Here is a 19,507-nt window from a genome sequence, read left to right as displayed (position 1 = left end):
TGCTCCAAATATATTCCACACTTTTTTTCAACTTTTTGATGAAGTTTTTGCTAAATAACTGATTTAGAGATATGTTGTAGAACATGTTTTTATAGAAGGTATCGTAGGGAAAAGGAAAGGGGATACATTATATATTCACATGTGCGCGCGAGAGGGGAAAAGAAGCAGAAAAGGGGATAAAAAGAGAAAGAGGGGGAAAGATAGGGACGAAAAAGCGCAAAGGAAAGGGCAAAGAAGGGAAAAGAGAAAAGTAAAAGGTATATGAGAATAGTCCTAAAACAAGTTTGTTTTTATCTCCAGATACTTATTAATCACATCCACTGAAAGGTTCTCTGGAGTAGTCAACAATGAAAATATACCATGCTGTTTTAATGAAGATACGATTAACCGCTTCTCAAAAGCAAATTTTTCTGCTATCACATGCCGGTAATAATCTTCTGTAGAATGTGAAGAACTTGCTATATATTCATTCAACTCTACATCTTCAAAAAACACGACCAACAAACGATGCCGATGACTAAGCTGCTGCAAATAAGGCAATTGACGTTGCAAACTATCTAACCCAGAGAAGTTTGTATACAGCACCAACAAACTACGCCTGTAAAGATGCTTATCAAGATGAACGCATAAAGAGGAAAAATCACTTTCACCAAAATCTGTCTGCTGATTATACAGGGCTTCTAACAAGACCTGCATTTGTCCCTGTCGTTTAGAAGCTGGGATAAAAGTATCGAAACGTTCATTGAATGTGGCAATGCCTGACATATCCTCCTTACGCATAGCAATATATGCAAGTACCAAAGCTGCATTGATGGCATAATCCAGAAGTGTCATTCCCCGGAAAGCCTGCTGCATCATTCGTCCCTTATCGATAATAGCATAGACAGACTGAGCACGTTCATCCTGATACACATTCACCATCAAGCGATTGCGCCTTGCAGTAGCTTTCCAATTAATCATACGAAATTCATCACCTCTTACATAATCCTTAATCTGATCAAATTCAGTATGATGCCCTACCCTACGTATACGCTTGATGCCTTGATCGGTTAGCCGATTATCAATTGCAAGCAACTCATAATGATGTAACATCAGAAAAGAGGGATATACCTTTACCTGACAAGAAGAGCCGCAAGTATAACGTCGCGCCAAAATACCAATCGGGCTTGAAGCAAAAACACGAATGAAACCGAAATCATAAACACCCCGACAGACAGGATGCAAACTATAATCGATATTCTTACCCTCATGAGGCTGAAGGTACAAATGAAAGTTTACATCACGTTTCTGAAAGGCAAAAGGTATTTCGTCAATAACTTCTACTGATACCGTATAAGAATAAGAATTTTCAACACGAATAGAGATAGCATTGTCGTCACCATTGGAGAAACGGACAGAGCACTTCCTAAAAGCCTTTATACCACGAACATGATAAAGCATCCACCCGTCAACGAGCAAGATTATTGCAAATAACAACAATGCCCACTGCCCAATTACAAACAATGGTGCAAAAACATATCCACCGCCCAACAACAAGACGATTAATACCAAAACTATATAAAAACGAGAAGTTAAAAACAAAACCTGAAGCTATAAAAATTACAAACAAAACATTACTGAGGTATTTCTATCTGATCAATCAACCTTTGGGTTATTTTCAAAGGCGTATAGCCCTCCATTTCTGCTTCAGCTGTCAGAATCAAGCGATGCTGAAGAACAGAAGGTGCCACAAACTTAATATCTTCCGGAGTTACAAAATCGCGTCCCTGCAACAAAGCATACGCTTTGGATGCCTGAAGCATGCAAACCGATGCACGCGGCGATGCACCAAGATAAATGGTTTTGACTGTTCGAGTTCGTTGAACTATCTGTACAATATACTGCAACAAAGTACGGTCGACAAACACTTGTCCAAGCAAACTCCTTAACTCCAATAGTTCACTTTTAGATAGTACTGGCACCACCTCATCCAACTTCACTAATGAAGCATTAGCCTGATGACGTTCAAGCACTTCGAGTTCTTCTTCAGCAGACGGATATCCCATCGTTATTTTCATAAGGAAACGATCGAGTTGTGCCTCCGGAAGCTTATAAGTACCTTCTTGCTCAACTGGATTTTGAGTTGCGAGAATAGTATACAATTCTCCCATAGGATAAGTAACACCATCAATACTGGCCTGCCGTTCTTCCATTACCTCGAATAAAGCAGCCTGCGTTTTGGCTGGAGCACGATTGATTTCATCAACAAGCACAATATCGGCAAACGCAGGTCCACGATGAAAATCAAAACCTCCTGTCTGCATATTGAATACAGTGGTTCCCAATACATCGCTTGGCATCAAATCGGGAGTAAACTGAATACGGCTAAAGTCTGCATCAATCAACTTAGAGATCAAACGAGCCAACAAAGTCTTCGCCACTCCCGGTACACCTTCTATCAACACATGTCCATTACCTAAAATAGCAGTCAGGACAAGATCGACAATCTGCTCCTGCCCCACCAGCACAGAAGCTATTTGCTTTTTCAATTCTGCGATTTTTGCAGAAAAGAATGTAAGGTCAAGCCTATTTTCACTCATAACAAATTTCTGGTTATATCATTCATGTTATCAATCAATCGTTTCATTTGCTGCTCACTCATCTTTGCATTCTTACTATACACTACACTACGTACTGTACGGACAAGGGTAGCTATTGATTCCTTATCTATACCCGTCCGCTTTGCTATTCGATCGAAAGATCGGATATCTTCTTCCACTGCTTCCAAATCGACCTGCAACGAACGGCGCAGCATTTCAGCAAAATAAATATATTTTTTACGCACTAAATCCGCATGATCTTTCTTCTGAAAATACAGAGTTCCTATTAACTTAACGAACTCCAATGACTTGTTCAATGGAGGCCGTACAACCGGAATAGCACGCTGCCGACGACGAGCCGTAAAAAACATAAAAAGTACAACTCCTGTCAACGTCAGATACAACGCCCAGCGCAAAGGGCGATGAGCTAAAAGATATCTGAACGGCGATTGTTGTACTTGTGAAGTTTCATCCACATAAGCTTCGGTCCGAACCAATGGCAAACCTTTCATCTGCGAAAGAATTCGGAAAATATAAGCTGCATTATTTCCATCTACCACACCATAATTGGTAAAAAGCAAAGGAGTGGAAACTAAAATAATTTCTCCTTTCCCCACAGGAACAGATAATGCAACAGGGCTATACTGCAAGGTATCAGTCATCAAACCATCCACATTTTTACCTACCACTTCATGTTTTATTGCAAGTACGTCTGCATCTGCAGAATCGGCAGACAAAGTCGATGCACACAATTGAGGATAGAAATAATATGTCAAAGAGTCGCCTGGCGATGCTATCCAGATAAGACTGTCGCGAGCAAACAAAGAGACTGCTTGTTTTTTCAATGCATTAAAATAGAAATAAGAATAATTCCCATGCACCCTCAACGTGTCTTCCAGACGAGCCGGAAACAAATTACTCACCAACAGAACTTTATCTCCACGACTTGCCATAGAAAGTAAAGCTTCCACATCAACATCGGACAATGCAAGGTGCTCAGAAATAGCCAAAAAGCCTCTACGTTTTAATGTATCTTCAGAAGCCAACTGATAAAACGTCTTACGGGACAAAGTATACGTTTCAGAAGCCGAAACAGACACTAAGCTATCGAAAAGTGCACACCCAAAAGGCTGCTCATCATAATGGCCAAAAGTCAGACGCCAGACAAAACGTTTAGGCAAACGATACTCTATAGCGAACATCAACAACAGAAAAGCAACAATTCCTACAACAAACCAGTGCCTGCCTTTCATGTATCACCCCCTTTCTTCACCTCACTCTGTAAAGCACACATAGAACGGAAAAGCATTTCGGTTGCTTCAAAATTACCATAACGTACACGCAAAAAATGATCGGTCAAACGACTGAAAGCCCCCATACGCACCTCGTATATATATTGCGTAGGAGTTTTGTAAGGCTGCCAAACAATGCGCTCCTCATCATTCAGCAACTTCAACGTCTGTAAATAAAGCAAACGTACGGCTTCCCGATAATTTTCTGAAGTTACCGCATGCGATATAGCCTTTTCAAAATCAATGCCATATATTGTATCTTCCGAAACCTCATACGAAATATCTGTCTGAGAATATGAACGAAGAAATAATGAAGGACGTCTTTTATATATAAACCAAACTAAAAAAAGCAATAATAAAACAACCAGTACAATCAAAATGACTTCGCCATATTCACTCATTACCCGACTACCGAAAAGCTCTTGCAATAACTTCCCTATCTGACGACTCAGCCATTCCATAATATTTATATCAGGAGTAAGCAACCCCCGATTATAATAATATGAAGGATCTGCCTGCCAGGTATTCACCAAATCAATATTATAAGCCAAAGTATCGGTAGCCGAAGTATTCATCTATGCTTCAAGGCAAATTAAAGTTGGTCAAAATGATTAATGTCCTCCTCTATTCTTACACTATCCATTTTTTCTGCAGCATGACCATATTGATAAGCAAGGCCTACCAAATAGAATATCATAGCAAGATAAGCACCGAAAGCCTGAAGAACACCAAACAGATAAAGCATAAAGTTATAGCCGGCAGAAGTACCTATTCCATTACCCGCATCGCTTGCTATAAAAAATGTCTTTACCAATATAGATATGTACCAAGGCATTGTCGTTACTCCCTGCAATATACTTGCTAAAAAGCCCATCACAATAGCCATCAACACAACGCCACCCCATGTGGCAAAACCCAGACGAAAAGCTTTGCTAAATGCTTTCATCAGAGATATATCTTCAAACAAATAAATACTTCCCCACAACAACAATGGTGCTAATAGCAACAAACCTACCAACAGCAGCAGAAAAACAAACAAAACCGAAAAGGACGATACCAAGGAAGCCAGTACGCCAATCACAAGTCCTATCAGAACCATCATAAATATCGCAAACAGAGTAAGCGAAAACAATCGCTTGAAATTACGATAAAGCAATGGTTTTAATTCTCCAAATTCGATTCCTGACAAACGCTGTTCACGTTCATTATAAAGCCTCATCAAGGTATATACCAAAGCCCCCAACAGATTGGTACCGATTAAGCTGATCAATAAAAGCAATCCATAATAAGAAACAAATGTAACCACTTGCCCCGAATCGGTAAACATTGCTTCAACCACAGCCGGATCAGCTGTTCCAAGCATCATCCCCATCAGTCCATTCATGCTCAAAGCCTGTATCAGACTGACAGGCAACAGCAAGTATGTGACATACTTTAACAGCACTTTCCAATTCTCTTTGATAAAATCAAATGTTGCATTCAGTTTATCGCCAAACGTACGCTGGACATACATTGCGATTTTAGGTTTCTGTGTTTCCATATCGTCTTCTGTTCGGTAAATAAATATAATAATAAAGTATAAATATCAGCGACAGTACTATAATACCCAGCCGCAAAGCATCAGGCAGATTAGTATGACGCGTTATAAATCCCTCAATAAAACCAGCCATCACAAAAACTGGAACAGTACCGACTACAATCTTTACTCCTCGCCGTGCTCCTCGACGAAAAGATTCAGTACGTGAATAAGTTCCGGGAAACAACCATCCTTTTCCCAAAGTTAATCCGGCAGCACCGGCAACAATAATAGCCCATATTTCCAGTGTCCCATGCAACCAGACTGCCAACGCAGACTCCCATAATAATCCATGCTGATAAAAGAAAGTCTGGAAAGCGCCCAACATTACACCGTTATTGAAAAGCATATATGCCGTGCCGAAGCTGGTCAACAATCCCATAGCAAAACAATTGAAAGCAACCATCACATTGTTCAACGTAATCCCCAGGAACATTGGTACCTCTGACGCACTGCCATATACTCCCATAGGATTACCTTCTGCGATGTTACTGAGCGTCATATCCACATAAGCATTTCCTAAAATAAGCCGAACAAAATCCGGATCGTTCGCTGCCGAAAGCACGCCAACGCCTACACTGACCATAAAGATCAATAAAGAAAGCCATAACTCCCGACGTGAATCATACATCGCACAAGGTATTTCACGAGACCAGAACGTAAACAGACGCGACCATTTTTCACGTTTGTTCCGATAGATTCGGTTATGCAAAGCCGAGGACAAATTATTCAGATAAATTGTAATTCTTGAAGTAGGGAAATGAGTCTGAGAGAAAGCCAGATCTGCCGTCAGTCCAACATATACGTCAGCAAGCTGGTCAGGCGACACACGATCCGCCTGTTCTACCACCTTTTCGGCCTGCTTCCACCTTTCGATGTTCTGACGAATGAACGTTACTTCTTTCATGATTAACCAAGGACTTCTGCTGTGTGTTTTAACTCAAATCGGTAACAAAAATAAGAGAATAATGATATATTTGCAACGAGATACCTAAAATGTTTTATCGAAAATGGCAGAATCTACTATTATTACCGGACAATTCGTCCGAATCAGTCAAACGCCAGCCAGCATTGGCGAACGATTGGTAGCGCTGATTATCGACTACATCATCATCGGTGTTTATCTGTTAGGTGTCAGTAAACTGTATCTCAAAGTTCACCCTACCGACGAAATCTCGTATATCGTCCTCACTATTACAATTTACTTACCTGTATTGTGCTATGCTTTTCTTTGGGAAGTATTCAATCAAGGGCAAAGTCCTGGCAAGCGGTTAATGAACATACGTGTGGTCAAATCGGATGGATCAACGCCCAGTATCAGTTCGTACCTGTTACGCTGGCTACTGTTTCCTATAGATGCGTTCCTGACCGGAGGATTCGGACTTTTGTCCATACTACTGACGCATAACAAACAGCGCATAGGCGATCTTGCTGCAGGTACTATGGTCATAAGAGAAAAACACTATCGTAAAATTCATGTAAGCCTTGACGAGTTTGATTACCTGCGTCAAGGCTATCGCCCTACATATCCTCAAGCTGCCAACCTTTCGTTAGAACAGATCAATGTCATCAGCCGTACATTGCAGTCGAACCAGAAAAACAGAGCACAACGGATGGAACAGCTGGCAATAAAAGTAAAGGAGTTGCTATCAGCAACTCCCCATGAAAACAACGCAGAAAAATTTCTGCAAACAATTCTTCGCGATTATCAATATTACGCCCTAGAAGAAATATAATTGATACCCGAAAAATGCGTATGGCAAATTATTCTCTACTTGCCAAACGCTGCTCGGCCAAATGCTCATATTTTGTGCCGGGACGCCCGTAATTGGCATACGGATAAATAGATATTCCTCCACGAGGAGTGAAGAAACCCGTTACTTCAATATATTTAGGATCCATCAAACGTATCAAATCCTTCATAATGATATTCACACAATCTTCGTGAAAAGCACCATGATTCCGAAAACTGAAAAGATAAAGTTTCAGACTTTTGCTTTCTACCATTTTTATATCGGGAATATAAGAAATACGTATTTCTGCAAAATCGGGTTGTCCCGTAATAGGACATAAGCTGGTAAACTCCGGGCAATTGAAGCGAACCCAGTAATCATTATCTGGATGTTTATTGTCAAAAGCCTCCAGCACTTCAGGAGCATAATCCTGCTTATATTCAGTCTTCCGTCCCAAAAGAGACAATTGGTCTTTCAATTCGGTCATAACAACAGATTTTTATAATAATATGATAAACTATAAAACAGTGATAAAAGATAATGGCTTATTTACGGGAATTCAAGTATTTCTCCAGTCCCTCACGACGTAATTTACAAGCCGGACAATGACCACATCCGTCTCCAGGAATACCATTGTAACACGTAAGAGTATCGTGACGAACCAAGTCAAGTACCCCTAATTCATCGGCCAAAGCCCATGTTTCTGCCTTATCAATCCACATCAAAGGCGTATGAATGACAAACTGCTCATCCATTGCCAGATTCAACGTCACATTCAACGATTTAATGAAAGCGTCGCGACAATCAGGATAACCACTGAAATCAGTTTGCGATACACCTGTTACAAGATGATTAATGCCACGTTCACGAGCATAAACAGCTGCAATGCTTAAGAAAAACAAATTACGTCCTGGTACAAAAGTATTCGGGAAAGTATCGGCCGGTTTTTCACTATCCATCGTCATGGAAGGATCAGTCAGTGAATTATGCCCCAACCGACCGATAAACGATACATCCATTACATCAAATTCTACTTCAGCCTTACGAGCTATTTCACGCGCCAGCTCCACTTCTTTCTGGTGCTTCTGTCCGTACAGGAAACTTAGCGCATACACTTTCTTAAATTCACGTTTTGCCCAGAACAGACAAGTAGTTGAGTCCTGCCCACCACTGAACACGACCAATGCACTTTCTTTATTCATCTTTTTAGTAATAAATATTAGAAATCTTTTATAACAATACAGACAAGAGGACTTTGTGTACCAAAGCTTTAAACAACTTTGTTTTGAAAAAAGATTATCCTCTCTTTTTAAGAATAGTCAAATATCTGAGATCTTCCAGACTTTATACGAAATCCCCTCATCGTACACATCACTTCCATCGATCCTCTTTATGAGCCCGACAACACGAATAGTAACTGGCAATATTACCACTTCATACATCGACTTCAGAATAATCTGTATACACATCATCAGCAACAATTCCTGCCACGCAATGATACCACCGAAAGCTACAGGAAAGAAAATCAATGAATCGGCCGTCTCACCTACCACAGTGGACAAGATGGCCCGTAACGAAAAATGACGCCCTCCACTGGCCAGTTTCATTTTACTCATCATATAAGCATTAAGAAAAGAACCGACCAAAAATGCAGCCAAACTGGCTACAACGATACGTGGCGCCATGCCAAAAACGAAATTAAAATGCTCCTCACCTTCCCAAAAAGGTGCCGCCGGCAAAGCTACAGCAGCCAAGCCCAACATCACTACAAAAAAATTCATGGCAAAACCACTCCAGATGATCAATCGCGCCTTACGGAATCCCCACACCTCAGCGATGCAGTCGTTAATGATATAAGAAACGGGAAACACAAGCAATCCGGCTGTCACCGTAATGCCACACACCTGAATGACTTTAGTTTCAAGAAGATTGGCTGCAATAAGGCAGACATTGAAAAGAATGCCAAGCAGCATAAAAGGAACAGATACTTTTTGCTTCATAACTCCTGTTTTTTACGTGGTTGTCCTAGAATACACGACCGCTATTCACGGCATCATACTTATTTGTTTTCGGCCTGCAAAGGTAGAAGTTATTTTTGGGATTACCAAGAGACGAACTGTTAATCCCTACAATATACACTTTGAGCACTTTGCAGTGCCAATACGTTCCAACCGACATAAAACTGTCTTCGGGATCAGCACTACAAAATGCTCAAATGCACATTATATAACAAAGAAAAGGAATATGCTATCAGAAGCAATAGTTCAGACTTACTCCAAACACCTTATTCGTACGGCTATATACATCCTTATCTCCATCTACAGGCAACCCCAATGCCTCTAACGAACTTCTGCGAGGAGCTTCCTTCGTATAGTCACTATAAGTTGTCCAGAAATAAGCTACATCCAGACTTAATGCCTGGCTCAGATAGATACGCCCTCCAAAGCCTATTGAGTAAGAATCACAAGAAAAACTGGTATCCGACTGAAAATCATCACTCAATCCATAATTCGTATTCTGATATCCACCACTAAGTGTCAGATACTTGGTTGCATCCCATTCTATTCCTGCCAAATACTCATGAGTTCCATGCTTCAATATCTTCTCCTTGCCTCCAGCCATACCAGCATGTTTATCATCGAAGAAATGATATTCGAGCGAAGCACGTAAAGAAGGCAGAATCTCGTATCCGGCTGCTACCGACAACATAGACGGTACATCACTCGGTGTGTTTACTCCATCCTTAAAAGGTGCCATATAAGATTCGGCAGCAGAAGGATATTCCAGACGATTGGTCTTATTCTCTATATTCATATTAGCCTTAAACTCATATTTGGCAGCTACATTCAACTTCCCGTATTTAACGTCAACTCCGACAATCGGTGTCAACCCCCAACCCGACTGATCACAATCGAGCTCTATACCCGACTCCGAAAGTTTCTCCATCATTGGAGCCGAAATCTCAGCAGCCTGTGCCATTGCCTGCTCCAACGTAAGGCCAGCCCCCATCAACTTGCTCACAATAGCAGCTCCAACTTCTTCGGCTACCCCATCGTTCAGACCAACTTTCAGGAAACCACTATAACCACCAGAGAAATAATTCATACGAGCACCTGCAAAGACCGATATATGTTCGTTTACCTTATAACTAAGTCCTAACTGAGCGCCATAAATATACTGGCGGCCTTCCATAGCCGAATTAATAAAATATTTGTCCGGACTCATCCGATATCCAAAGTTCTGCTGTAAGGCCTGTGTTTCTTTTGTCACCATTCCGATGGCTGCGGCATCAAACATCGGCAATCCATGATCAAAAGACGCCTTTCCACCACCACCAACAATGGCAAAACCTCCTGAAAAGGCCCAATCGCCTTTTTTATAAACAGCATGTATGGAAGGGATGACCGGAGCCGAAGCTTTTCCCTCATAATAACGCGACGTATTATTTCCATCCATTGTCCAAAATGGGCTGACAGCCATAATGTCACGCGTCTGATACGCACTTTGTATGGTAAGCGATACCCGAAAACCATCTTCAGGCAGAAAAGCCAGTCCGGCTGGATTGCTATACACACCATCAACATCGATCGAAGCACCACGGGCTATCATACGAAGAAACGCGGCATTCTGATTTGTATTAGTCAGATAATCTCCCGCGAAAGTTGAATTAGAAACGATCAGCATCGCAATGCCAATCAAGATTTTTTTCACCATCTAAATTATTTTTAATCATTTCAGGCCGCAAAGGTATAACAAAAATGCACACCAACAAACACAGTGTGCAAAAATATACAGGAAAGCACATATCAGAAGAGCATATATTTGCAAAAAACAATTGTTTCTTATGAAACGAAACAAAGAAAAAATTCATCCCGATCCCAGCATTGTTAACCTGCCTGCCGCATAGTCGGATCCTATTTGACATAAAATAACAACACAATCTTCAAAGTTATCCGACGTTTTTCGTAATATTGCTGCTAAATTCATTTATCCATGAAACTTGATTATATCTATCATAGTGGATTCGCCATCGAAGCAGACGATGTCACAGTCATTATAGACTATTACCAAGACTCATCTGAAGACAACTCCGAAAAGGGGATTGTACATGACTACCTGCTTCATAAAACAGGGAGAATGTATGTGTTGGCTTCCCATTTTCATCCAGACCATTTCAACCGTGACATATTGTCCTGGAAGGAACAGCGTCCGGACATCCGATACATATTCTCAAAGGATATACTGAAGCACAAACGTGCTACGGCCGACGAAGCAACTTATCTCCTCAAAGGCAGTATTTACGAAGACGATCATATCCGTATCGAAGCCTGTGGATCAACCGATTCGGGCATTTCCTTTCTGATAGACTTGCAAGACAGACGTATTTTCCATGCCGGCGACCTGAATAACTGGCACCGGGGTGATGAATCTACCCCACAAGACATGCGAAAAGCTGATGGCGATTTCCTGGCCGAAATAAAATACATACAGCAAAGAACATCTGCCATAGACATCGCCATGTTTCCCGTGGACAGCCGCATCGGTACCGACTATATGCGTGGAGCCAGACAGTTCATTGAGCGGATAAAGACCGCGGCTTTTGCTCCCATGCATTTCGGCGAAGACTATAGAGGCGGCAACGCCTTCCAACCTTTTGCCGAAGCCCAAGGATGCAGATTTCTCGGCATCACGCACCGAGGAGAAAGTTTCGAACTATCATGAATTTTAAAACAAAAAACATATAACACTTATGAAAAAACTAACAAGAATTTTATTTATCGTAGCCTGCCTCTGTCTGCCAATAGCATTGCAGGCACAAAAGAAAGACGACAGCCGTTACCTGACAGGTGCCGTTCCCGAAGAGAATGGAAAAGTAGTGTTCAGCAAAACATTCAGCATCCCCGGCATGTCGCAGGATGCTGTTTTCGACCGTATCCTGCAATGGATGGATGCCCGCCTGAAAAAGAACGAGAATAACAGCCGTGTAGTGTATACTAAAAAAGAAGAAGGACAGATTGTCGGGCTAGGAGAAGAATGGATTGTCTTCAAGTCGAGCGCCCTATCACTGGACCGTACAAAAATAATATATACACTCACAGCCTTGTGCCAGCCCGAAGAATGTACCCTTCGTATAGAAAGAATCCGGTTCGAGTACCGTGAAGGTGAAGACAAAGAAAAATATGATGCGGAAGAATGGATTTCCGACAAATACGCCCTGAACAAATCGAAGACCAAACTGGTACGCGGACTGGCCAAATGGCGTAGAAAAACTGTTGACTTCACCGACACCCTTTTCGGAGAAGCAGCCAATGCACTGAGTGCTACTACAGCGCAAAGTAATGCAAAAAGCAACGGAAATACTGAAGGAAATGCAAATACGACCGGCAATACCGTTATCACCCCCAAACAGGAAGTTACCGTCAAAAGCAGTAATGCAACTGCTGTTGCTGCAACACCGGCAACCTCAGCCAGTTCGTATAAAGAAGTAACGCCCAGTCAGTTGCCAACTGACCTCATCCAGATGGGAGCAGGCAAACTGGTTATTGCTATCGGTACCGACAGTTTCAACATGACTACCATGACCGCCAACGCAGGAGGCTCATTGGGCAAGATGTCCGGAAAGCCTGTTGTATTCACCATGCTATCACCCGACCAGCCTTACGAGCAACTGGAGAAAGCCGAAAACTACACCGTACGTTTCTATCCCAACGGGCAGAACGAACCCAGCGTCATACTGGAGTGCAAGAAACTTCCCTCACAGGAACCCCTCGAAGGACAGCCTCGCACATTTATCGGCGAAATTATGAAAGCACTGGTCAAATAACCGGTCCGTACCGCTATAGCGTTCATGCGGCATAGCTGCGCTTTGCCGCGACGCAACCATTCCTCCAACAGCAGTCAGATGCTGACAGATAAGGCTTCGACAGGCAAGAATCGTTTCAACTACCCATGCCTGTCGAAGCTTTTTTGTTTCATCATGCAGAAACCAATCCTGCAAATACGTATATTTGCAGCCAGAAACAATAATAACATTCCATATATGAGTATCGAAGAAGCCATGATGGGCGGCATCATTTTCAAAGGCAAGAAAGACAAGCCCAAAGAAGAGAACAAAATCAAAACCAAAGCCAAGAAGAAAACCTACATCACAGGCCTGCACGGTTCCGGAGCCGCCAAGATGAAGGCAGAAATCCGTCGCAAACGTGCCAACAGACATAAAAGCAAATAACTCCATGCTGAACACCTGCTTACTATCACCCGAGAAAGACCCGATGGGGGCAGCAATAGCCGACTACGCCCGCTCGGGCAAAGCCGCCCGCCTGCGTGTGTTTTCATCGCAATTCGATGAAGACGAAATCCCCGTGAAAGAATTGTTTCGCAGCGAGGCCTCCATGCCCCACCTGGAACAGACGGCCCTGAAGCTGGCCACGGGACGGATACTGGACGTAGGCGCCGGAAGCGGTTGCCACAGCCTTGCCCTGCAAAAAGCCGGAAAAGACGTGCACGCCATCGACATCTCTCCCCTGTCCGTCGAAGTAATGAAGCAAAGGGGCGTATGCCATGCCACACAGACTAACCTCTTCAGCGAACAGTTCTGCGGGGCATACGATACCGTCCTGATGTTGATGAACGGATCGGGTATTGTGGGCAAACTGGAAAACATGCCGCTATTCTTCCGTAAGATGAAGCAGCTGCTTGCACCCGGCGGATGTATCTACATGGATTCGAGCGACCTGAAATACCTGTTCGAAGAAGAAGACGGCAGTTTCCTTATCGACCTGGCCGACAGCTACTACGGTGAAGTAGACTTTCAGATGCAGTACAAAAATGTAAAAGGAGACGTTTTCGACTGGCTGTACATCGACTTCCAAACCCTCTCCTACTATGCCGCGGAAAACGGATTCAAGGCCGAGCTGATAGAAGAAGGAAAACATTACGAATACCTGGCCCGCCTCAGCCAAGTCTGACCCGTGCGGGACGGCAGGTTTATTCGGACAGCATCTCGTCGATTTTACGTACCAAGGCTGCAAACTCTTCCGGATTGTACAAGCGGGTCAACATCACAATACGACCCGTCTTGTCGATCAGCACATTGCGGGTGATGCCCGACTGGCGCAGGGCGTAGCGAGCAAAGATATCCGCACCCGGATCCAAGCCCAACGGATAGGTTACTCTCGTAGACTTGGCAAAAGCCTTCACTTTCTCCAGCGGTTCGTCACGGTCGATGCCGAACAGGGCAAAATCATCATCTGCCCGGTGTTTCTGCCAGATATCCTTTTCGATAAAAGGCATCTCCTTGCGGCATACTCCGCACCAGCTTGCCGTAAACTGCAGCATGACCACCTTGCCACGAAGTTCGGACAGGGTTACTGTTTTCCCGTCGGTCAACTGCATGCTGAAATCCGGGGCCATATCCCCTACCTTGACAATGTAGCCCGTACTGTCGACTACCACCTTCTCCTGTGCCATCAATGCGCTGCACACGAGCAATAAAGACGCTATCAGAATATTTACTCTTGTTTTCATGCCTACAAATATAGTAAATAGGAATGTCTTGCACAACTAACAGGGAAAGGAAAAGGCATAAAAAAACAGAAGCACATCGCCTTATGTGCTTCTGTTCTGAGGTACCTGGCAGATTCGAACTGCCGTACACGGTTTTGCAGACCGCTGACTAAGCCACTCATCCAAGGTACCGTTTTATTTCGGCGAAACTCTCTTGTTTCTCGATTGCGGTTGCAAAGGTAATGCATTTTTTCTAATTACCAACTATCCGCAGCATTTTTTCTTCGATATTTTTTGGTTTTTACCACAAGCCGAACGCTTCTCATCGTATAATCTCTTTATGTCACAGCCGGTTACACAGTTTGCGCACGGATTGTTTTTTTCATTCATCCGGCGAAAAAACATACGAATCCGTCGGCCTATCCAGTACAGACAGAACAAAAGTAGCAGTGCTACTACCCATTCTTGCCAATGGCTCATAGCAACACTCCTCCCACCTGATGAACAACAAAGGCTACAATCCATGCAAGCACTGTCGTGTATGCCGCCGTAAACAGTCCCCACTTCCAACTTCCCGACTCTCCCTTAATGGCCGCCAGTGTGGCTATACAGGGGAAGTATATCAGGACGAAGACCATATAACAGAAGGCTACCAGCGGGGTGATCGGTATGCGTTCGCCCAGACTGGCGGCGTCGGCCTCGGCATCGTCCGTGTAGAGTATACCCAAGGTACTTACGACCAGTTCCTTCGCTCCTACACCGGAAAGTATGCCTACTCCCAGCTTCCAGTCGAATCCCAGCGGCTCGATGACCGGTTCAATCGCTTTTCCTATCATGCCGATGTACGAGTTTTCCTGCTGTTCGGCTACCGTGCTGTACGAATCGTGGCTGGGATAATAGCCCAATGCCCAGATGACAATCGACGCTACCATGATGATGCCTCCCATTTTACGCAGATACTGGGCACCTTTCTCCCACGTATGGCGGAAGATGGACTTCGAAGTAGGAAGGCGGTAAGGAGGCAGCTCCATGACGAACGGAGTATCGTCGCCCTTGACCAGGAAACGGCTGAAGAGGCGCGCCATCAGCACGGCCAGCAGGATGCCGATGGCATAGATGGCCAGCATGACCAGACTGGCGTTGTGGGGGAAGAAGGCTCCTACCAGTACCAGATAGATGGGCAGACGGGCACTGCACGACATCAGCGGAGTGATGAGCATGGTGATAAGGCGGCTCTTGCGGTTCTCGATGGTGCGCGATGCCATGATGGCCGGCACGTTACACCCAAAGCCCATGATGAGCGGTATGAACGACTTCCCGTGCAACCCCATCTTGTGCATGATCTTGTCCATGATAAATGCTGCACGCGCCATGTAGCCCGAGTCTTCCATCAGCGAAATGAAAAAATACAGTATCAGGATGTTGGGCAGGAAGACGATCACACCGCCCACACCGCCTATTATTCCGTCGACCAGCATGTCCTTCAGCGGTCCTTCGGCCATGTTGTTGCGTATCAGACCACCTAACGCATCGACCAGCCATTCGATGCCTTGCATCGGATATTCACCCAGTACGAACGTTGCCTGAAACATGATGTAAAGGAACAGGAAGAAAATAGGATATCCCCAGATGCGGTGGGTGACGATGGAGTCGATAACGCGGGTGGTGCGTTCGCGGTCCATGTGGTTATCGACGTACGTCTCCTTCAGGGCACCCGATATGAATCCGTACTTCGCATCCGTGATAGCCTGCTCACTGTCTTCACCAATGGAGTTGCGCAGGCGTTGCTCTTCTTTGTCGCGCACATTCAGTATGTCCTGTCCGTTGGGCAGGTCGGCCACCATCTTCTCCAGTTCCTTGTCGTTCTCCAGCAGCTTGATGGCCAGAAAACGGGTCGAATACTTGTGGCGGATATTTTCGTTGACGCTGATGATGCGCTTCACCTCGTCGATGCTGCGCTCCAGTTCGGGACCGTGGTTGATGTGGATGTGGCGGAAGAAGCCGTTGGGATGTTCGTGTTCTTCCTTGTGGCTGCCATAGTCATGGTCGGGCACGTATTCCTTGTGCCAGTTTCGCAGGTCGTTCAGGATGTCGGGCCGTATTTTTCCGTCTTTGCCCAGAAAGTCTCCTCCTTCGTACATGCCGATGATGACATGGAACAAGGTGTCGACCCCCTTGCTGGTACGGCATACGGTGGGCACCATCGGCACACCGATCAGTTCGCTCAGCTTCAGGTAGTCGAGGGTATTTCCGCTGGCTTCCAGCTCGTCGAACATGTTGAGCGCAATGACCATGCGCACGTTCATGTCTATCAGCTGGGTGGTAAGATAGAGGTTACGCTCCAGATTCGAAGCATCGACCACATTGATGATGATGTCGGGCGTTTCGTCGATGATGTGGCGGCGTACGTATATCTCTTCGGGAGAGTAAGCCGAAAGGGAGTACGTGCCCGGCAGGTCGACGATGCGGAAGTGGTAACCCTGGAAGTCGAAATAGCCTTCCTTGGCATCGACCGTAACGCCGCTATAGTTGCCCACATGCTCGTGCGAACCGGATGCGATGTTGAACAAGGACGTCTTGCCGCAGTTCGGATTGCCGACCAAGGCCACGTTGATGGTACGGCGTTTACCCAGCGCGATGCGCTTCATCTCTTCGTCGCTCAGGTGGATGTCTTCGCTGACGCCCTTATGATAGTCCAGCCCGACAGACTGTTCCCTGGCTTCCTGTTCGCTGACTACCTCAATCATTTCGGCTTCCTGCCGGCGCAATGAGATTTCGTATCCCAGCACCCGGTATTTGATAGGGTCTCTCAGCGGAGCATTCAGAACTACCTCCACGGTCTTACCTTTGATGAAGCCCATTTCCACAATCCGCTTGCGGAAACCACCGTGGCCTAACACTTTCACTATCACACCTTTCTCACCGGTCTTCAGTTCGGATAAACGCATAACTTCTATATTTCGTCTTAATTATACCACATTTTCCGCCCACAAAGATAGTTCATTCAGCGGTAGCCTACAAATAATTTAGAATGTTTTTAAATAACCATCACTTTTCGGCCAGCGGTTACCATCGTGACAGGCGCATCCGGCAAACATATATCTTTACAAGCAATATGAAGAAAAGTACCTTTGTATGCCGAGTATACCTAAGTATACGACTGAGATACCCTAAGTATACGACAGAGATAGCCTAAGTATACGACCGAGGCACCCTAAGTATACGACTGTGACAGACCAGTGCTGAAGGATTAGCAGAGACCAGATACACGACTGATACACAGCATTTTGCACACCGACCACCATAAAAGTAATAAATATAAACTAACAGAGCGATACGAAAAGCAAAATTCTATCGTATATTTGCTGCATGATAACAGGAAAAGTAAAGCAATACATCGAGAAGGAACAGCTTTTCGCCCCACACGAGAAGTTGCTTGTAGCCTTGAGTGGCGGTGCCGACTCCGTGGCGCTGCTAAGAGTGCTGCTGCAACTGGGCTATTCGTGCGAGGCCGCACACTGCAACTTCCACTTGCGCGGAGCCGAATCGGACCGCGACGAGAACTTTGTACGCCAGTTGTGCCTCCGGCTGCAAGTGCCGCTGCACGTCACCCACTTCGACACCACGCAGGTTGCCGCCCAGCGACATATCTCCATCGAAATGGCTGCCCGCGAACTGCGCTACGAATGGTTCGAACAGACACGCCTTGCCTGCGGAGCCGACCTCATCGCCGTGGCCCATCATGGCGACGACAGCGTAGAAACCTTTCTGCTGAACCTGATACGTGGCACCGGCATCAACGGACTGCGAGGCATACGCGCCCGGAACGGCCGCATCGTACGCCCCCTGCTTTGCCTGTCGCGGACGGACATCACCGACTACCTGCACGGCATCGGCCAGGACTACGTCACCGACAGCACCAACCTGCACGACGAATATACGCGCAACAAAATACGCCTGAACATCCTGCCACTGCTACAGCAAATCAATCCCTCGGTGAAAGAAAGTATCCTGCAAACCGCCCGCCACCTGGACGACACCTATTATATATATAAGAAAGGTATAGACGAAGGACGGCAGCGCGTGTACGACGGTAGCCGAATCAGCATCCCTCTGCTGCTACAGGAACCTTCGCCCGCCACACTGCTGTTCGAGCTGCTGGCTCCGCTGGGCTTTAACCACGCACAAATAGACGACATCTTTGCTTCGCTCACAGGACAGTCGGGAAAAGTATTCATCGCTCCCGAATGGAAAGTCGTGAAGGACCGCGAATACCTGCTCATCGAGAACCGGCAACACACGGCCCGCCCACCCCAGCTGCAGAGCGAAGAACAGGATTACTACCCCGGTTTCCCCATCCCCCGCGACAAGAATACCGCTTGCTTCGATGCCGGGAAGATACAACATCCGCTTGACCTGCGCCTATGGAGGCAGGGAGACACGTTTGTCCCCTTCGGCATGAAAGGGAAAAAGAAAGTAAGCGATTATCTGACCGACCGTAAGTTCTCCCTCGTGCAGAAAGAACAGCAGTGGGTGCTGTGTTGTGGCAACGACATCATCTGGCTGGTAGGCGAACGGACAGACAACCGCTACCGGGTAGACGAACATACCCGGAAAATACTGATCGTAAAACTGCTTACAAGATAATCCGGTTTTCCTTTTCGCGCTGGAAACAGGTGGAAAGCATCTCGGCAAACGGCGTATCGTAACTGCGGGCCTTTTGCGGACATCCTTTCACGCAGGCACAACAGCGGATGCACTTATCGGCCAGCGTATGACACTCGTCACCCTTCACTATGGCACCGGCGGGACAATGCTTCG

General features: G+C 45.3%; 18 protein-coding genes, 1 tRNA gene and 2 pseudogenes. 7 read left to right on the top strand and 14 right to left on the bottom strand.

All coding sequences use genetic code 11. The features are described from left to right. Window positions 1-273: 273 nt before the first annotated feature. The 6 genes from QVP67_RS14580 to QVP67_RS14555 are packed head-to-tail and all read right to left on the bottom strand — an operon-like array spanning window position 274 to window position 6,354. On the bottom strand, window positions 274-1,581 hold the full coding sequence (locus QVP67_RS14580) for a DUF58 domain-containing protein (RefSeq protein ID WP_288180271.1): 1,308 nt from the start codon (window positions 1,579-1,581) through the stop codon (window positions 274-276). 32 nt (window positions 1,582-1,613) lie between these two features. Continuing rightward, on the bottom strand, window positions 1,614-2,579 hold the full coding sequence (locus QVP67_RS14575; protein WP_022164283.1) for an AAA family ATPase: 966 nt from the start codon (window positions 2,577-2,579) through the stop codon (window positions 1,614-1,616). Further along, window positions 2,576-3,832: a DUF4350 domain-containing protein gene (locus tag QVP67_RS14570; protein ID WP_022164282.1), complete on the bottom strand. Its 1,257-nt coding sequence runs from the start codon at window positions 3,830-3,832 to the stop codon at window positions 2,576-2,578. The genes QVP67_RS14575 and QVP67_RS14570 overlap by 4 nt, the downstream gene beginning before the upstream one ends. Next, complete coding sequence (locus tag QVP67_RS14565) at window positions 3,829-4,446, bottom strand: DUF4129 domain-containing protein (RefSeq protein ID WP_022164281.1); 618 nt, start codon at window positions 4,444-4,446, stop codon at window positions 3,829-3,831. Before QVP67_RS14565 ends, QVP67_RS14570 begins: the two co-directional genes overlap by 4 nt. Window positions 4,447-4,463: 17 nt before the next feature. Continuing rightward, a complete protein-coding gene (locus tag QVP67_RS14560; RefSeq protein WP_288180270.1) occupies window positions 4,464-5,411 on the bottom strand; it encodes a hypothetical protein in 948 nt (315 codons plus the stop codon). Further along, window positions 5,392-6,354, bottom strand: coding sequence for a stage II sporulation protein M (locus QVP67_RS14555; RefSeq protein ID WP_022164279.1), 963 nt, complete (start codon window positions 6,352-6,354; stop codon window positions 5,392-5,394). The genes QVP67_RS14560 and QVP67_RS14555 overlap by 20 nt, the downstream gene beginning before the upstream one ends. Before the next feature lie 103 nt (window positions 6,355-6,457). Between QVP67_RS14555 and QVP67_RS15740 the strand changes: the two are divergent. After that, window positions 6,458-6,575, top strand: a pseudogene (locus QVP67_RS15740) (RDD family protein); the annotation flags it as partial. Then, the gene (locus QVP67_RS14550) at window positions 6,554-7,183 is read left to right on the top strand and encodes an RDD family protein (RefSeq protein ID WP_441293848.1); all 630 of its coding nucleotides are present in this window, start codon (window positions 6,554-6,556) and stop codon (window positions 7,181-7,183) included. The pseudogene QVP67_RS15740 and the gene QVP67_RS14550, both read left to right, overlap by 22 nt. A 28-nt stretch (window positions 7,184-7,211) precedes the next feature. Here QVP67_RS14550 and queF read toward each other — a convergent pair whose 3' ends face one another. The 4 genes from queF to QVP67_RS14530 all read right to left on the bottom strand — a co-directional run bounded on the left by queF (window position 7,212) and on the right by QVP67_RS14530 (window position 10,894). Then, complete coding sequence (gene queF, locus QVP67_RS14545; RefSeq protein WP_022164277.1) at window positions 7,212-7,667, bottom strand: preQ(1) synthase; 456 nt, start codon at window positions 7,665-7,667, stop codon at window positions 7,212-7,214. A gap of 58 nt (window positions 7,668-7,725) precedes the next feature. Continuing rightward, the gene (gene queC / locus QVP67_RS14540) at window positions 7,726-8,382 is read right to left on the bottom strand and encodes a 7-cyano-7-deazaguanine synthase QueC (protein WP_022164276.1); all 657 of its coding nucleotides are present in this window, start codon (window positions 8,380-8,382) and stop codon (window positions 7,726-7,728) included. Window positions 8,383-8,499: 117 nt separating this feature from the next. Further along, entirely contained in the window at window positions 8,500-9,180 is a 681-nt protein-coding gene (locus QVP67_RS14535) for a queuosine precursor transporter (protein ID WP_022164275.1), read from the bottom strand. 250 nt (window positions 9,181-9,430) lie between these two features. After that, window positions 9,431-10,894, bottom strand: a complete 1,464-nt coding sequence (locus QVP67_RS14530) for an OmpP1/FadL family transporter (RefSeq protein ID WP_022164274.1) — start codon at window positions 10,892-10,894, stop codon at window positions 9,431-9,433. 279 nt (window positions 10,895-11,173) lie between these two features. Here QVP67_RS14530 and QVP67_RS14525 point away from each other — a divergent pair, with 279 nt between their 5' ends. The 4 genes from QVP67_RS14525 to QVP67_RS14510 all read left to right on the top strand — a co-directional run bounded on the left by QVP67_RS14525 (window position 11,174) and on the right by QVP67_RS14510 (window position 14,148). Next, window positions 11,174-11,902, top strand: coding sequence for an MBL fold metallo-hydrolase (locus QVP67_RS14525; protein ID WP_022164273.1), 729 nt, complete (start codon window positions 11,174-11,176; stop codon window positions 11,900-11,902). A gap of 28 nt (window positions 11,903-11,930) precedes the next feature. Then, entirely contained in the window at window positions 11,931-13,004 is a 1,074-nt protein-coding gene (locus QVP67_RS14520) for a DUF4468 domain-containing protein (protein ID WP_022164272.1), read from the top strand. 216 nt (window positions 13,005-13,220) lie between these two features. Beyond that, on the top strand, window positions 13,221-13,409 hold the full coding sequence (locus QVP67_RS14515) for a hypothetical protein (protein WP_022164271.1): 189 nt from the start codon (window positions 13,221-13,223) through the stop codon (window positions 13,407-13,409). A gap of 4 nt (window positions 13,410-13,413) precedes the next feature. Next, complete coding sequence (locus QVP67_RS14510; protein ID WP_022164270.1) at window positions 13,414-14,148, top strand: class I SAM-dependent methyltransferase; 735 nt, start codon at window positions 13,414-13,416, stop codon at window positions 14,146-14,148. 19 nt (window positions 14,149-14,167) lie between these two features. Here QVP67_RS14510 and QVP67_RS14505 read toward each other — a convergent pair whose 3' ends face one another. The 3 genes from QVP67_RS14505 to feoB all read right to left on the bottom strand — a co-directional run bounded on the left by QVP67_RS14505 (window position 14,168) and on the right by feoB (window position 17,634). Then, window positions 14,168-14,707: a TlpA family protein disulfide reductase gene (locus tag QVP67_RS14505; protein ID WP_022164269.1), complete on the bottom strand. Its 540-nt coding sequence runs from the start codon at window positions 14,705-14,707 to the stop codon at window positions 14,168-14,170. A gap of 99 nt (window positions 14,708-14,806) precedes the next feature. Continuing rightward, window positions 14,807-14,878: transfer RNA gene (locus tag QVP67_RS14500), tRNA-Cys, on the bottom strand. Window positions 14,879-15,162: 284 nt separating this feature from the next. Then, window positions 15,163-17,634 (bottom strand): ferrous iron transport protein B, encoded by a 2,472-nt coding sequence (feoB, locus tag QVP67_RS14490; RefSeq protein WP_022164268.1) that lies wholly within the window; start codon window positions 17,632-17,634, stop codon window positions 15,163-15,165. A 421-nt stretch (window positions 17,635-18,055) separates the two neighbouring features. Here feoB and tilS point away from each other — a divergent pair, with 421 nt between their 5' ends. Further along, window positions 18,056-19,333, top strand: a complete 1,278-nt coding sequence (gene tilS / locus QVP67_RS14485; protein WP_022164267.1) for a tRNA lysidine(34) synthetase TilS — start codon at window positions 18,056-18,058, stop codon at window positions 19,331-19,333. Here the strand turns inward: tilS and QVP67_RS14480 are convergent. Further along, window positions 19,323-19,507: pseudogene (locus QVP67_RS14480) on the bottom strand (4Fe-4S binding protein); the annotation flags it as partial. The gene tilS and the pseudogene QVP67_RS14480 sit on opposite strands and share 11 nt — an antisense overlap.

The organism is Bacteroides sp. CAG:633, assembly GCF_000435115.1.
Classification (GTDB): domain Bacteria; phylum Bacteroidota; class Bacteroidia; order Bacteroidales; family Bacteroidaceae; genus Bacteroides; species Bacteroides ndongoniae.
The sequence above is the reverse complement of the archived record's forward strand: the minus strand, read 5'-3'. Positions and strand labels throughout refer to the sequence as shown.